The following is a 15,068-nucleotide window of genomic DNA, read 5'->3' as shown; positions in this document are numbered from 1 at the left end:
TATAAATCTTCTCGATGTCCCAGGTAAACAAGGTCCGTGTCGCCACAGCCGTTATCCAGCACAGTTACCACACTTAGCGTCGGCCAACTGAACCGGGAGGCCCGGCGCCTGCTGGAGAGCCATTTCGATTTTGTCTGGGTAGAGGGCGAGGTCAGCAATTTCGCCGCTCCCTCCTCTGGCCACTGGTATTTCTCGCTGAAGGATGGCAGCGCCCAGGTGCGCTGCGCGATGTTCCGCAATCGCAACCAGCGCATCCGCTTCACCCCGGAAAACGGCATGGCGATCCGCCTGCGCTGCCGGGTGTCGCTGTATGAGGGGCGCGGCGAGTTCCAGCTGATCGTCGAATTTCTGGAGCACGCCGGCGCCGGCGCCCTACTGCTGGAGTTCGAGCGGCTGAAGCAGCGGCTGCAGGCCGAGGGCCTGTTTGCGCCGGAGCGCAAGCGCCCGCTGCCGGACCCTGTCCGCCGTCTGGGCGTGGTCACCTCGCCCACGGGCGCCGCCATTCACGACGTGCTGACGGTGTTGCGGCGGCGCTGTCCGTCGATCGAAGTGCTGCTGCTGCCGGTACCCGTGCAGGGGGCGGATGCTGCTGCCGCTATCTGCGACGCCATTGCCAACGCCAACCGCTGGCAGCGGGAGGGCAAACTCGGCCTGGATGCACTGCTGGTCACCCGGGGGGCGGTTCGCTGGAGGACCTGTGGGCCTTCAACGAGGAGATCGTGGCGCGAGCCATCGTCGCCAGCGAGCTGCCGGTAGTGAGTGCAGTGGGTCACGAAGTCGATATCAGCATCGCCGAGCTGGTCGCCGACCAGCGTGCCGCCACCCCCTCCGCCGCGGCGGAATTGCTGAGTGCAGACCAGCGTCAGTGGGCGGCCCGGCTGGCCCAGTTGGAGCTGGCCCTGCAGCGTCAGATGCGGCGCCGGCTGCTGGAGGCCGGACGTGAGCTGGAGCATTTGCGGCACCGGCTGAAGCACCCCGGTAATTTGCTGCGGGAACAGACACAACGGCTGGATGAATTGGAACAGCGGCTGCATCTGGCCCAGCGCAACCAGCTGCGCCGGCACCGCGCAGAGCTGACCCTGCTGCGCAGTCGTCTGCTGGCCAGCTCACCGCTGCGGCGCCTGCAGCGGCGCCTGCAGGAATTGGAACAGCTGCAACAGCGCTTGCAGCAGGGGATGAGGCGCAAGCTGCAGCTGGCCGGCACCCGGCTCTCCCATCTGACGCAGTTGCTGGAGTCGGTGAGTCCGCTGGCCACTTTGCAGCGCGGCTACGCGATCATCACCACTGAAGAGGACAGTGTGGTCAGAAACGCGGCGGCAGTGGCGGTCGGGGACACGCTGAATGCACGCCTGGCCGACGGAGGCCTGCGCCTGACAGTACGGGAGTGCAGACAGGACTGAAGAGGCCACTCACAAACGCGGGGGGGCCACCTTGAAGGAGCACTAGTACTTGGCCGGCAACCGGGTATTGATGATGATGTGGCGGCCCTCGAAGCGGATATACTCGCCGATCGTGAGGTCCTTCAGGATACGGGCCACCATCTCGCGGGATGCGCCGACGCGGTCGGCAATGTCCTGCTGGGTCAACTTGTCGGGGATGAACAGGGTGCCGTCACCGCGTTCCTCGGACAGATCCATCAACACATTGGCCACCCGGCCGTAAACATCCTGCAGCGCCAGGCTCTTGACGTCGGCGGTGAGCTTGCGCACCCGCTGCGCCAGGTTGCTGATCAACTTGCGGGCGATGCTGGGATGCTCGTCCAGAACCCGATTGAAATCGTCCTTGTAGATGATGCAGAAACTGCACTTTTCCACTGTGCGCACAGAGGCAGAGCGGACGGAATCATCCAGCAGGGCCAGCTCACCGAAATAATCGCCGCTGCCCTGGGTGTTCATGATGAACTCTTTGCCGTTCTTGTCGCTGCAGTAGACCTTGACCTTGCCGCTCTCGATGACAAACAGCGAGTCTGCCGGGTCGTTCTCGTGTATGACCACGGTATTTTTTGGAAAGGACCGGCTGTTACAACTCTTGGCCAGCGCATCCAGCTCCTCTCGTGAAAGGCCCTGGAAGATTTCTACTTGCTGCAACATGCTCGTTCTACCTGCCCCATGAAAAGCCTGGTCCCTGAAGCTCCCGTCACCATAGTAACCCAAACTTCGCTCAATGCGCACCCGTAGGCGCCAAAACACATACCGGCGGATGGCGCTCCGGCCGCCCACCTTGTCGTATAACGAATGAAAAGCCGGTTTCCACAGCAAAGATTGCCTCGTTATACTGCAGCCAGACAATCACCGTGAGCACCGCCGTAGCGTGAATACCGACCACCGCCAATCCCCCGCCCTGTGGAGTGATGTGCTGCTGCGCACCATGGTCGAGTTGCGGGCCTTGTTCGGCAGCGAACAAAGTGTGCTGGGAACGGCCGCAATCGAAGATTTCGAGCGCCTGTTTATCGCCGCCGACAAGCTGGAGACGCTGCTGGCAGACAGTGCCGGCAACAGCCAGCACGATCAGATGAATGCGCTGGCGGCGGTGCGCGGCTATGCGGAGATGCTGCGGGAGGAGCTGGGCAGCGAGGTCCAGGCGCTGGACGACGCCCTGCTGCGGCTGTTAAAGGCGGTCAGCACGGCCCAGGAGGGCGCCACCGGCAACCCGGAGCTCGATAGCGGCGATGTGGGGCTGAGGGCCTCGGAACCCGGCTTCATCCTGGCTGTGGATGATCTGCAGGAAAACCGCGAACTGGTGGCCCGCTATCTGTCGCGCTCCGGCCACCTGGTGGTGACCGCAGGCAGCGGTGAAGAGGCCTTGCGCACGCTGGCAGAGACCGACGTGGACGTGGTGTTGCTGGACCTGATGATGCCGGTCATGGACGGCAGGGAAGTGCTGCGCCGGATCAAGGAGCACCCGGAGTGGCGCGCCACCCCGGTCATCGTGATTTCCGGCAGCCAGGACATGGCGGGAATTATCGCCTGTATCGAGGCCGGCGCCGACGACTACCTGTTCAAACCCTTCAACCCGGTGCTGCTGCAGGCGAGAATCAAGGCCGGCATTGAGCGCAAGCGCTGGCACGACCGCGAACAGCAATATCGCGAACAACTGGAACGCAACGAGAAGTTCATTCGCGCAACCTTTGGCCGCTACCTGTCCGACGAGATCGTCACCGACATCCTGGAGCGGCCCGAAGGCCTGGAACTGGGCGGGGACCTGCGCGAAGTCACCATCATGATGTCCGACATCCGCGGGTTCACCACGCTCAGCGAGCATCTGGCACCGGCCCAGGTCGTGACCATGCTGAACCGCTATCTGGGCGCAATGACCGATATCATCATGAGCTTCAACGGTACCATTGACGAATTCATCGGCGACGCCATTCTCGCCGTGTTTGGCGCGCCCCAGCGCCGCGAAGACGATGCCGATCGCGCGGTGCGCTGCGCGCTGGCAATGCAGGGAGCGATGGCCGCGATGAACGCCCAGAACCTGGCCGAGGGCCTGCCGGCACTCGCCACCGGCATCGCTCTCAATACCGGGGTGGTGATCGCCGGCAACATTGGCTCCGAGCGACGCAGCAAGTATGGCTTTGTCGGCCACCCGATGAACGTCACTTCGCGCATCGAGGACCACTGCCGCGGTGATGAAATCCTGATCTCGGACAGCACGCTACAGCAGTTGCGGGGGGACTACGAGGTCAGCGACCGCCGTGAACTCAGCATCAAGGGGATCGAGCAATCGGTCGTTGTCCACCGGATCAGGGAGCGCAACAATGTCTGAGCCGCGTCCCGTGCTGCTGGTGGAAGACAACGCACTGAACCGCGAAATGCTGACCCGGCGCCTGACCCGCGCTGGCCTGCGAGTCATTGCCGCGGTCGATGGCGAGCAGGCGTTGGCGCTGATGGCGAGCGAGCATCCCGCAGTGGTATTGATGGACATGAACCTGCCAGTGATGGATGGCTGGACCGCCTGCCGCCACGCCCGCCAGGACGAAATGCTGCGGGGAATACCGATCATTGCGCTCACTGCCCACGCGACGGAGGCGGACCGCTGCAATGCACTGGCAGCCGGCTGCGACGACTACGCCACCAAGCCGATCGATTTTCCGGAGCTGCTGGCCAAAATCGAGAGGTTGCGGCGCGCATGAGCCTGCGACGCAGGCTCACCCTGTCACTGTGTACCATTCTGGTCCTGTTTGCTGCCAACGTCGGCACCCACTTCTGGGGCAGCTATGCCCGGAACGAAAGCATGATCGCCTACCGCAACTCGGTGACCGCGACCCAGCTCTCCACCGAAGCGGCCCAGCTGCTGGAGAACCAGCGCCAGCAGATCCTGGTGCTGGCGACACTGCGCGAGACCACCGGCGATCAGCTGGAAGCCGGGGAGTTGAGCAAGGCGGAGGCAGATGTGGCAGCCATAGCCGACACCATCCGCGATCTGGGTACCCGTAGCAGCGAGGTGACCCAGGCCCAGTTCCAGCGCCTGTGGGATGCCAGCGAATTCCTGCTGGCGAGCTGGCTGGAATTCTACCAGAACTACAATGATCCCGATTATGAAAGCGACGTGGATGATCCTCTGCCCTATGTCGAAACCCTGGAGCACCTGCGCCAGCTGGAGCAACGCCAGTCGTTCATCGCAGTGCAGCGCGCCAGCATTATCGACCGCACCATCGCCCTGACCGACCGCATCACAGTGCTGGGCTTTCTGGCCTCCATCTTCCTGACCTCGACCCTGGGTTTCTTCCTGCTGCGCTACACCAACAGCTCACTGAAACGGCTGAAAACGGGCACCGAACGCATCGGCAGCGGCGAACTCAGCTATCGGATCAACGACATCGAGGACCGCGGCGAATTGGGCGACCTGGCCAGGGCCTTCAATGACATGGCGGACAAGCTGCGCAACGCCATCGAGGAAGTGAGTGAGGCCAGGGATGCCGCCGATGACGCCAACGCTGCCAAGAGCCGCTTTCTCGCCAATGTCAGTCACGAGCTGCGCACACCGCTGAATGCGATCATCGGCTACAGCGAGATGCTGCATGACGAACTGGACGACCGCAGCGATATTGACCGCGGGCAATTCCAGCGCGATCTGGACAAGATCATCCTGTCCGGCCACCAGCTGCTCGCGCTGATCAACGACATTCTGGATTTATCCAAGATCGAAACCGGAAAAATGCAACTCAATTGCGAGAATTTTGCCCCCGGACCACTGCTGGAGCAGGTCTCTGGAGCCATGCAGCCACTGCTGCGGGAACGGGGCAATCGCCTGAGCCTGCCGGATCTGGCCGCCCTGCCGGTGATGTACTCGGATTCCACCCGCTTCCGCCAGATCTTCCTGAACCTGCTCAGCAACGCTTGCAAGTTCACCAGCAATGGCGAGATCAGCCTCGGTGCCGGCCCCCTGCCAGGACGGGAAGGCTGGTTGAGCTTCACGGTGACGGACAATGGCATCGGCATGGACCAGGCCCAGCAGCAGCGGGTGTTCGAGGCCTTCGTGCAGGCGGAGAATGACACCAGTGCCAACTACGGTGGTACCGGCCTGGGCCTGGCGATCTGTCGCGAGTACTGCGAATTGCTGGGGGGAGGCATTGCCGTCAGCAGCGAACCAGGCAAGGGCTCGGTTTTTACGGTCGATTTGCCCGTGACTGCCCCAGGGTCAGCTCCCGCAGGCGCTTGATTGCCTCCTCGCGCTTCTCCAGATCTTCCTTGAGGGTGGCATTGCTGTTTTCGAGGTCCTCGATATGGCGATGCATCACCACGAAGGACTCCAGTGCATCGCGCAGCAGCAGCGTGGTCGGATGCACCTGCATGTCGGCCCGCAGCGCCTTCGCCAGGCGCTGGTAGCTTTTGCTGGCGGCCTCGCGGTCAAAGAACGGACTGTTCGGTGACATGCTCAGGTAGGCTATCGCAATATCCGCTTCCCACTGTGCCTCGGCGGAGCTTTCCAGGCGCTTGTAGCGCTGGAAGTGCTCGGCTGCAGCTACCGTATCAGCCTGGCTCACCGCGGCAAATCCGCGCTCGAGAAAAGTCAGGTCGCGCTCGGGTAGCGGCTCACAATCGCAGGTTTCCCGCGTGGGCAGGTTCAGGGTCAGTTCCGGGGTGGTGGCTGGAGCTTGCTCGGCCGCCACCGGCGGTTCGGCAGGAGCTGTTGTTGTACAGGCCACCAGCACCAGTGCCGCGACCGCGGTCAAAGAGCATCGCACGAGCGCCATGACAGGCTGTTTCCTTGCGGTTGTGGTCATCCGCGTCAGTGTAACACCGGCCGCCAGCGGTAGCGATTCACCAGGCTCTGCCCCACCCTATTCGGGCCGCATGTGCGGAAACAGCAGCACATCCCGGATCGAGGGCGCGTCGGCCAGCAGCATCACCAGCCGGTCAATCCCGATACCTTCGCCCGCGGTCGGCGGCATGCCATACTCCAGCGCCCTGATATAGTCCTGGTCGAAGTGCATGGCCTCTTCGTCACCAGCATCCTTCTCCGCCACCTGGGCACGAAACCGCTCGGCCTGATCTTCGGCATCATTGAGTTCCGAGAAACCGTTGGCGAGTTCGCGCCCGCCGACAAAAAACTCGAACCGGTCAGTGACAAAGGGATCGTCATCATTGCGCCGCGCCAGCGGCGAGACTTCGGTCGGGTAGGCGGTGATAAAGGTTGGCTGGTCCAGCCGGTTCTCCACGGTTTTCTCGAAGATCTCGAGCTGTACCTTGCCCAGACCCCAGCCGTCGTTCAGTGCGATCCCGAGGCCGTGGGCCAGTTCACGGGCGGCTTCCGGGTCACTCAGCTGCGCTGCACTGACGTCCGGATTGTACTGGAGGATGGAGTCAAACACGGTCATGCGGTCAAAGGGCTGCGAGAAGTCGTAGCTGCAGCCCTGATAGTGCACCGTGGAATCGCCCAGTACCGCCGCCGTCAGCTGCCGCAGCAGATCCTCGGTCAGGTCCATCGCGTCGAGGTAGTCTGCGTAGGCCCAGTAGTATTCGAGCATCGTGAACTCGGGATTGTGGCGGGTGGACAAGCCCTCGTTGCGGAAGCTGCGGTTGATCTCATAGACCTTCTCGAAGCCGCCAACCACCAGCCGCTTCAGGTACAACTCCGGCGCGATGCGCAGATACATGTCCAGGTCCAGCGCGTTGTGGTGGGTGACAAAGGGCTTGGCAGCGGCACCGCCCGGCACCACCTGCATCATCGGGGTCTCCACCTCCATGAAGCCGCGGCCCTCCATGTACTGGCGGATAAAGCCGACGATCCGCGAGCGCAGCTGGAACACCGCCCGCGATTCGGGGTTCACGATCAGGTCCACATAGCGCTGGCGGTAGCGCAGCTCCTGGTCCGCCAGGCCGTGGTACTTGTCCGGCAGCGGCCGCAGGGCCTTGGTCAGCAGCTGGGCCCATTCCATGTTGATATACAGTTCGCCCTTGCCCGACTTGTGAATGGGTCCCCTGGCGCAGACGATATCGCCCAGGTCCCAGCTCTTGATCTGCGCCAGGACCGCCTCATCCAGCGCTCGGCGGTTCAGGTACAGCTGGATCTGGCCGGAACCATCCTGGATCTGCAAAAACGCGCCACGATTGCGCACCAGGCGTCCGGCCACGGCATACTGCTGGTTGGCGGCTTCCAGTTCTTCCTTGGCATGATCATCGAATTCGCGGTGCAGTTCCGCGGCCAGCGCGCTGCGCCGGAAGTCGTTGGGAAAGGCATTGCCCTGCTGGCGCAACTGCGCCAGTTTGCCGCGGCGCTCGGCAATCAGCTTGTTGTCATCTTCCTGCCCGCGCGGGCCTGTTTCACTGTCACTCATATCCCTGCCTTACAGCCCCTTTTTCAGCGAGGCTTCTATGAACTGATCGATGGCGCCATCCAGCACCGCCTGGGTGTTGCTGGTTTCCACTCCGGTGCGCAGGTCCTTGATCCGCGACTGGTCCAGCACATAGGAGCGGATCTGGCTGCCCCAACCGATGTCCGCCTTGCTGTCCTCCATGGCCTGCTTCTCCACGCTGCGCTTCTGGATCTCCATCTCGTACAGCTTGCCGCGCAGCAGCTTCATGGCGCGGTCGCGGTTCTGGTGCTGGGAACGCTCGGTCTGGCACTGCACTACAATGCCGGAGGGGTTGTGGGTCAGCCGCACCGCCGAGTCAGTCTTGTTGACGTGCTGGCCGCCGGCGCCGCTGGCGCGATAGGTATCCACCCGCAGATCGGCGGGATTGATTTCGATCTCGATATTGTCGTCGATCTCCGGCGACACGAATACCGACGCAAACGATGTATGGCGGCGATTGCCAGAATCGAAGGGCGATTTGCGCACCAGCCGGTGGACGCCGGTTTCAGTGCGCAGCCAACCGAAGGCATATTCGCCCTCGAACTGGATGGTGGCACTCTTGATGCCGGCGACCTCCCCCCCGGACACTTCGATCAGGCTGGTGGCAAAGCCACGGGCCTCGCCCCAGCGCAGGTACATGCGCAGCAGCATCTCGGCCCAGTCCTGGGCCTCGGTGCCGCCGGAACCGGCCTGGATGTCCAGGAAGGCATTGTTGACGTCCATCTCGCCGCTGAACATGCGGCGGAATTCCAGTTGTCCCAGCAGTTCCAGCAGGCCGTCGATATCGGCCCGCAGCTCGGTGACGGTGGCCTCATCATCCTCCGCTGCGGCCAGCTCCAACAGGTCCGCTGCGTCGCCGGTGGCACTGTCCAGCCGCTCAATGGTGCTGACAATGTTCTCCAGCGAGGCCCGCTCCCGGCCCAGCTCCTGGGCCCGCTCCGGGTCATCCCAGACGCTGGGTTCCGACAGTTCCCGCTCTACCTCGTTGAGGCGATCCTTGCGATTGGCAAAGTCAAAGGTACCCCCTCAGTACGTCGGTGCGTACCTCGATATCCTTGAGGGTCTGTAACAGGGGATTGATCTCGAGCATGCGTCCAGGCTCCGGTTGAAAAGTCGCGCAGTGTACCGCAGGCGGCGAATTCAGGCCACAGGCGGACCTGCCTACAGCAGCTGTTCTATCATCAGCTGCAGGCTGCGATTGCCGCGGAATTCGTTGACCTCCAGCCGGTAGGCCGCCTCCAGCCACTCCCGCCCGGGGTCGGGCCAGCACTCGGTATCGACATTGAAGGCAATCGCATCCACCACCGTGTCAGTGCCCGGTAGCGCCAGTACCAGTTTCAAATGCCGGGTCCCCACCAGCCGTTGCTGCACGATTCGGAAGCGACCGTCGAACAGCGGTTCCGGGAAATGCTGGCCCCAGGGCCCGGCGAAGCGCAGCATCGTGGCGAGTTCCAGATCGAAATCCGGCGCCTGCAGCTCACCGTCGGACTCCAGCACGGCCTCCAGGTCCAGGTCGCGGCCGTGGCGGGCCACCTCGGCGACAAAGGCCTCGGCAAAAGCCGGATAGTGGTCGCTGGGCAGACTCAGCCCCGCCGCCATCGCGTGACCGCCAAAACGGGTGATCAGGCCGGGCTGCCGGGTCGCCACCGCATCCAGCACATCGCGAATATGAATACCGTTGATGGAGCGCGCCGAGCCTTTCAATTCCTGGCCCTCTGCGTCCGCATCGGCAAAGGCTATGGTCGGCCGGTGCAGACGATCCTTGATCCGCGATGCCAGGATGCCGATCACACCCTGGTGCCAGCCGGGTTCGTACAGGGTGATTGCCGCCCGGTCAGCCGTCAGTTCCAGCCCGGCGAGCAGTGCCAGCGCCTCTTGCTGCATATCCTGCTCGATCGCGCGCCGCTCCAGGTTCAGCTGCTGCAGCCGCGCCGCACGCTCGGCAGCCTCGCGCCCGGACTCCGCCAGCAGGCATTCGATACCTATCGACATGTCCTCCAGCCGCCCCGCCGCGTTCAACCGTGGCCCCACCGCAAAACCCAGGTCCGATGCCACCACCGTAGCGGCATTGCGGCCCGCAATTTCCAGCAGCGCGCGGATGCCGGGCCGGGCCCGGCCGGCACGTATCCGCTGCAGCCCGGCCGCCACCAGGATACGGTTGTTGCGATCCAGTGGCACCACATCCGCGACCGTGCCCAGCGCGACCAGGTCCAGGCAGTCCGCCAGCTGCGGCTCCGTCAATCCGGCCTGCTCGAACCAGCCGCGGCTGCGCAGCTCCGCCCGCAGCGCCAGCATCACGTAGAAGATCACCCCGACCCCGGCGATGCATTTGCTGGGGAAACCGCAGCCGGGCTGGTTGGGATTCACGATCACATCCGCCGCCGGCAGCTCACTGCCGGCCAGGTGGTGGTCGGTCACCAGAGTGGCGATGCCGCGGGCGCGGGCGGCAGCTACCCCCTCGATACTGGAGATGCCGTTGTCCACGGTGATGATCAGGTCCGGCTGGCGCTGCGCTGCCAGTTCGACGATCTCGGGGGTCAGGCCGTAGCCGTATTCGAAACGGTTGGGTACCAGGTAATCCACCTGCCGGGCGCCGCAGGCCCGCAGCACAGTGACCGCCAGCGCAGTACTGGTGGCACCATCGGCATCGAAGTCGCCGACGATCAGCAGTCGCTGCTGGCAGGCCAGTGCATCCGCCAGCAGGCGCGCGGCCTGCTCGCAGCCGCTCAGTTGCAGCGGGGGCAGCAGGTCCCGGAATGACAGCTGCAACTCGCCGGGGTCGGTCACCCCGCGGCCGCCGTAGACCCGCGCCAGCAACGGATGCAGGCCCCCGGCCAGCAGGGCCGGGGTACGGTGGCTGCGCGCCGCCGGATGCGCCGCACAGTCGCGGACGCCATCAGGCGCCCAGGTTATTCGCCATGAATGTCTGCACCGCGGACAGATCCAGCGGCAGCACTTCGCAGCGCTCGCGGCGATCGAACAGGTCCACCAGATGCAGCGGCAGTGCAGGTTCGGCACCGATCCCGGCCCGGGTAACCGCCTGGGGGAACTTGGCCGGGTGGGCCGTGGCGAGAGTGACCACCGGTATCTCGGCGCCGAGACCCGAGGCCAGTGCCGCCTTGACGCCGATGGCGCTGTGGGGGTCCAGCAGGTACTCGCAGTCCTGCCAGGTCGCGGCGATCTGGGCGCAGGTCTCCTCGTCCGGTACGCGGTAGCTGCTGAACAGGCTGCGGGCGCGGGATATTGCCGCGTCCGAGAGCTGGATATCGCCACGATCGAAATCGCTCATCAGCGCGGCGATCGCAGCGCCGTCGCGGTCATAGAGATCGAACAGCAGGCGCTCGAAGTTGCTGGACACCGTGATATCCATGCTCGGCGACAGGGTATGTTCCAGCGTCTGGCGGCCATAGGTGGCCGTGGTCATGACCCTGTGCAGCACATCGTTGCGGTTGGTGGCGATGATCAGCCGCGCCACCGGCAGGCCCATCTGCCTTGCCAGGTAGCCGGCGAATATATCGCCAAAATTGCCGGTGGGCACCGAGAAGGCCAGCGGCCGGGCCGGTGCCCCCAGCGCCACGGCGGCGTAGAAATAATAGACGATCTGGGCCATGATCCGGGCCCAGTTGATCGAGTTCACAGCCACCAGGCGACGGTCGTCGGGCAGGAAGGAGCGGTCGCCAAAGCTGGCCTTGACCATCGCCTGACAGTCGTCGAAATTGCCCTGTATCGCCAGGTTGTGGATGTTGTCACCCACCACCGTGGTCATCTGCCGGCGCTGGACCTCCGACACCCGTTCGTGGGGGTGGAGGATGAAGATGTCGATATTCTTGCAGCGCTTGCAGCCCTCGATCGCCGCCGAACCAGTGTCCCCCGAGGTGGCGCCCATGATCACCACTTTCTGGTGGCGCCGCTCCAGCACATAGTCCAGCAGGCGACCCAGCAGTTGCAGTGCAAAATCCTTGAATGCCAGCGTGGGCCCGTGGAACAGCTCCAGCACCCACTGGTTGTGGCCCAGTTGCACCAGCGGGGCCACCGCATTGTGACGAAACACGGCATAGGTATCGACGATAATCTGCTGCAGGTCGGCGGCGGGAATACAGTCGCCCACGAACGGCTCGATGATGCGCTGGGCCAGTTGCGGATAATCCAGCTCCGCCATCGCGGCAATCTCGTCGGCGCTGAACCGGGGCAGCGTCTCGGGCAGATAGAGGCCGCCATCCTGCGCCAGCCCGGTCAGCAGAACCTGTTCAAAATCCAGTGCCGGGGCCCCGCCCCGGGTGCTTATGTATTTCATGTTTGTCCGCCTGTCAGCCGTCCAGTATTTCCACGCGTATACGGGTGACCCTGCCCGCGATGCTGTCCAGTGCCTCGATCTGCTCTACGGCATCATCCACCCGGCCCTGCGCTGCGCGGTTGGTCAGCACGATCAGGGGCACCCGCACCTGACCAGCGGTGGGAGCCTTCTGGATCAGGGCCTCGATACTGATGCCCTGGTCACTGAAAATGGACGCTATCCGGGACAGCACTCCGGGCTTGTCGTCTGCCTCCATGCGCAGATACCAGGGCGTCTCGACCTCCGCCATCGGCAGGATGGGCAAGTCCTGCAAGGAGGTATCCGCAAACGACAGCGACGGCACCCGGCTGACCTGACCGGCGCTGAGGTCCCGCGCCAGATCGACCAGATCGGCCACCACCGCCGAGGCGGTAGGCTTGCCGCCGGCGCCAGCGCCGTAGTACAGCGTCGGTCCGACCGCACTGCCTTCCACCAGCACCGCGTTCTTGACGCCGTTGACGTTGGCCAGCAACTGGTCCTTCGGTATCAGCGTAGGATGCACCCGCAGTTCCACGCCTCGATCGCCCTGTTTGGCAATACCCAGATGCTTGACCCGGTAGCCCAGCTCTTCCGCGTAGTCCAGATCCTGCGGTGTCAGCAGCGTAATCCCCTCAGTATAGACGGAGGCGAACTGCAGCGGGATGCCGAAGGCCAGCGACGCCAGGATCACCAGCTTGTGGGCGGCGTCTATACCCTCCACGTCGAAGGTCGGGTCCGCCTCGGCGTAGCCCAGCGCCTGCGCTTCGGCCAGCACGTCGGCAAACTCGCGCCGGTGCTCGCGCATCTCGCTGAGAATATAGTTGCCGGTGCCATTGATGATGCCGGCCAGCCACTCGATACGGTTGCCGGCCAGGCCCTCACGCAGAGCCTTGATGATCGGAATGCCACCGGCGACGGCAGCTTCATAGCGCAGCGCAACATTGTGCTCGGCGGCCAGCGCAAAGAGCTCATTGCCGTACTCGGCGATGAGCGCCTTGTTCGCGGTCACAACGTGTTTGCCGGAGCGGATCGCGGTCTCAATCAATTCGCGCGCCACGGTGGTGCCGCCAATCAACTCCACCAGCACGTCGACTTCCGGATCGCGCGCGACCTCGAAAATATCGCGGCTGAGGCGGATGCCGGCGAGATCACAGGCGGGGTTGTCCCGCCGCGCACCGACATGCGTGACCTGCAGCGGAGCCCGGGCCCGGGCCGCAATGGCGTCGGCGTTTTCCAGCAGCACGTTGAAGGTGCCACTGCCCACGGTGCCGAGACCGCAGATTCCGATTCTCACTGGTTTCAAACTGTCATCCATTGTCATGCTGTCCCATAATTCGGCTACAAGGCTAGAGATATCGACCGGGGTATGGTGTTCAAGACCGTATGCGACATGGATGTCGCATCCGAGCCCCCAGGGACGGGTTCACGGCGCGTCTTGAACACCATATCCCGGTCGATGTCTCGGCGGTCGAAGTGCCGCCCTGCTGCCCGGCGATTCGACACTCGTAACCAAATACTCTGCGAAAATGTGGGACAACATGATCCACCGTATTCCTGCCAATACTTGCAAAAAATGATTCGAGGCTCAATGACATTGAGTGTCCGTTCCGGCCTGCCTCTATCCCACCCTTGCTGAGACTCGCCGTGAACCCTTCCATGGGGGCTCGGTTGCAGCATCCATGCTGCAAACGGTCTCAGCAAGGGCGGGACAGAGACAGGCCTAACCCGAGAGCCCAGTCCGAGCACCTTTGTTTCAGGTGTTGCCATCCGTCCTGAACATGCGCTTGATGTTGCGCAGCGCCTGCCGGGTACGGTGTTCGTTCTCGATCAGACCGAAGCGGACAAAGCCCTCGCCGTATTCACCAAAGCCGATGCCCGGCGATACTGCCACCTGGGCGTCCTGCAGCAGTTTCTTGCTGAATTCGATCGAGCCCAGCGCCCGGTAGCATTCGGGGATCTGCGCCCACACAAACATGGTCGCCTTGGGCGGAGTGACCGGCCAGCCCAGGGTGTTGAGCCCGCTGCAGAGCACGTCGCGGCGGGCCTTGTACATGGCGTTGATTTCACTGACGCAGCTCTGGTCGCCCTCCAGCGCGGCGATGGCGGCCACCTGTATCGGCGTGAACATGCCGTAGTCGAGATAGGATTTTATCCGCGCCAGGGCGCCTATCAGCTGTTGATTACCGCAGCAGAAACCTACCCGCCAGCCGGGCATATTGTAGCTTTTGGACATGCTGAAGAATTCGACCGCCACTTCACGGGCGCCCTCGACCTGGAGGATGGAGGGAGCCACATAACCGTCGTAGCACAGGTCGGCGTAGGCCAGGTCCTGCACTACCCAGATCTGATGTTCGCGGGCCATCGCAATGACCCGTTCAAAAAATTCCAGTTCCACACAGTGAGTGGTGGGATTGGATGGAAAGCTGAGTACCAGCATCTTGGGCCGGGGCCAGCTGTTGCGTATCGCGTTTTCCATCTCTTCGAAGAATTCGTTTTCATCCCCCATCGGAATGTGCCGGATATCGGCGCCGGAAATGACAAAGCCGTAGGGGTGAATCGGGTAGGAAGGATTGGGCACCAGGATGGCATCACCTGGACCGGTGGTGGCCAGCGCGAGGTGGGCCAGGCCCTCCTTGGAGCCGAGCGTGACGATGGCCTCGGTTTCCGGGTCCAGGTTGACGTCGTAGCGGCGCTGGTACCAGTTGCAGATGGCGCGGCGCAGGCGCGGAATGCCCTTGGACTGGGAGTAGCGGTGGGTGTCGCCGCGGCGGGCGGTCTCTACCAGTTTGTCGACAATATGGCTGGGGGTGGGCTGGTCGGGATTGCCCATGCCGAAATCGATCACATCCTGGCCCGCGGCCCGGGCTTTTTGCTTCAGCTCACCAATGATGTTGAAAACATAGGGGGGCAGGCGCTGGATGCGCTGGAATTGGTCTTCCACGGCGTCGGAACTCGATT

11 protein-coding genes and 1 pseudogene are annotated in these 15,068 nt (G+C 63.4%); 4 read left to right on the top strand and 8 right to left on the bottom strand.

All coding sequences use genetic code 11. The annotated features are described in order from the left end of the window. Positions 1–36 precede the first annotated feature (36 nt). Positions 37–1,400: pseudogene (xseA, locus tag G3T16_RS23210) on the top strand (exodeoxyribonuclease VII large subunit). 42 nt (positions 1,401–1,442) lie between these two features. On the opposite strand, the gene G3T16_RS17195 reads toward xseA, so the two are convergent. Continuing rightward, the gene (locus G3T16_RS17195) at positions 1,443–2,090 is read right to left on the bottom strand and encodes a Crp/Fnr family transcriptional regulator (RefSeq protein WP_163496300.1); all 648 of its coding nucleotides are present in this window, start codon (positions 2,088–2,090) and stop codon (positions 1,443–1,445) included. A 220-nt stretch (positions 2,091–2,310) separates the two neighbouring features. On the opposite strand from G3T16_RS17195, the gene G3T16_RS17190 reads away from it, so the two are divergent. From G3T16_RS17190 to G3T16_RS17180, 3 genes are read left to right on the top strand one after another with little or no spacing between them, the layout of a single operon-like run. After that, on the top strand, positions 2,311–3,765 hold the full coding sequence (locus tag G3T16_RS17190; protein ID WP_232059141.1) for an adenylate/guanylate cyclase domain-containing protein: 1,455 nt from the start codon (positions 2,311–2,313) through the stop codon (positions 3,763–3,765). Next, a complete protein-coding gene (locus G3T16_RS17185) occupies positions 3,758–4,132 on the top strand; it encodes a response regulator (RefSeq protein WP_163496299.1) in 375 nt (124 codons plus the stop codon). Before G3T16_RS17190 ends, G3T16_RS17185 begins: the two co-directional genes overlap by 8 nt. Next, positions 4,129–5,661, top strand: coding sequence for a sensor histidine kinase (locus G3T16_RS17180; RefSeq protein ID WP_163496298.1), 1,533 nt, complete (start codon positions 4,129–4,131; stop codon positions 5,659–5,661). Before G3T16_RS17185 ends, G3T16_RS17180 begins: the two co-directional genes overlap by 4 nt. On the opposite strand, the gene G3T16_RS17175 is transcribed toward G3T16_RS17180, so the two are convergent. The 7 genes from G3T16_RS17175 to alaC form a co-directional block, all read right to left on the bottom strand. Continuing rightward, entirely contained in the window at positions 5,609–6,196 is a 588-nt protein-coding gene (locus tag G3T16_RS17175) for a hypothetical protein (RefSeq protein WP_163496297.1), read from the bottom strand. The genes G3T16_RS17180 and G3T16_RS17175 overlap by 53 nt on opposite strands. 87 nt (positions 6,197–6,283) lie before the next feature. Continuing rightward, positions 6,284–7,780 carry a lysine--tRNA ligase gene (gene lysS, locus G3T16_RS17170; protein WP_163496296.1) on the bottom strand — a complete coding sequence of 499 codons (1,497 nt, stop codon included), beginning with the start codon at positions 7,778–7,780 and terminating at the stop codon, positions 6,284–6,286. A 9-nt stretch (positions 7,781–7,789) separates the two neighbouring features. Beyond that, positions 7,790–8,888 (bottom strand): peptide chain release factor 2 gene (gene prfB / locus G3T16_RS17165; RefSeq protein ID WP_163496295.1). Its coding sequence is split into 2 segments (ribosomal slippage): positions 7,790–8,812 and positions 8,814–8,888, totalling 1,098 coding nucleotides; the frame shifts between segments, so codons are not numbered across the junction. Positions 8,889–8,959: 71 nt separating this feature from the next. Then, positions 8,960–10,639, bottom strand: a complete 1,680-nt coding sequence (recJ, locus tag G3T16_RS17160) for a single-stranded-DNA-specific exonuclease RecJ (RefSeq protein WP_163497166.1) — start codon at positions 10,637–10,639, stop codon at positions 8,960–8,962. 55 nt (positions 10,640–10,694) lie between these two features. Next, a complete protein-coding gene (gene thrC / locus G3T16_RS17155; protein WP_163496294.1) occupies positions 10,695–12,092 on the bottom strand; it encodes a threonine synthase in 1,398 nt (465 codons plus the stop codon). Positions 12,093–12,105: 13 nt separating this feature from the next. Further along, the gene (locus G3T16_RS17150) at positions 12,106–13,425 is read right to left on the bottom strand and encodes a homoserine dehydrogenase (RefSeq protein ID WP_163496293.1); all 1,320 of its coding nucleotides are present in this window, start codon (positions 13,423–13,425) and stop codon (positions 12,106–12,108) included. Positions 13,426–13,863: 438 nt separating this feature from the next. After that, positions 13,864–15,051 (bottom strand): alanine transaminase, encoded by a 1,188-nt coding sequence (alaC, locus tag G3T16_RS17145; RefSeq protein ID WP_163496292.1) that lies wholly within the window; start codon positions 15,049–15,051, stop codon positions 13,864–13,866. Positions 15,052–15,068: the final 17 nt, after the last annotated feature.

The organism is Kineobactrum salinum (assembly GCF_010669285.1).
Classification (GTDB): Bacteria; Pseudomonadota; Gammaproteobacteria; order Pseudomonadales; family Halieaceae; genus Kineobactrum; species Kineobactrum salinum.
This window is presented reverse-complemented; position numbering and strand designations above follow the sequence as displayed.

Coding starts and splice junctions, on each gene's coding strand:
- G3T16_RS17150 (WP_163496293.1), bottom strand. CDS start 13,425: ATGGATGACAGTTTGAAACCAGTGAGAATCGGAATCTGCGGTCTCGGC.
- G3T16_RS17180 (WP_163496298.1), top strand. CDS start 4,129: ATGAGCCTGCGACGCAGGCTCACCCTGTCACTGTGTACCATTCTGGTC.
- thrC (WP_163496294.1), bottom strand. CDS start 12,092: ATGAAATACATAAGCACCCGGGGCGGGGCCCCGGCACTGGATTTTGAA.
- G3T16_RS17195 (WP_163496300.1), bottom strand. CDS start 2,090: ATGTTGCAGCAAGTAGAAATCTTCCAGGGCCTTTCACGAGAGGAGCTG.
- G3T16_RS17185 (WP_163496299.1), top strand. CDS start 3,758: ATGTCTGAGCCGCGTCCCGTGCTGCTGGTGGAAGACAACGCACTGAAC.
- G3T16_RS17175 (WP_163496297.1), bottom strand. CDS start 6,196: ATGGCGCTCGTGCGATGCTCTTTGACCGCGGTCGCGGCACTGGTGCTG.
- lysS (WP_163496296.1), bottom strand. CDS start 7,780: ATGAGTGACAGTGAAACAGGCCCGCGCGGGCAGGAAGATGACAACAAG.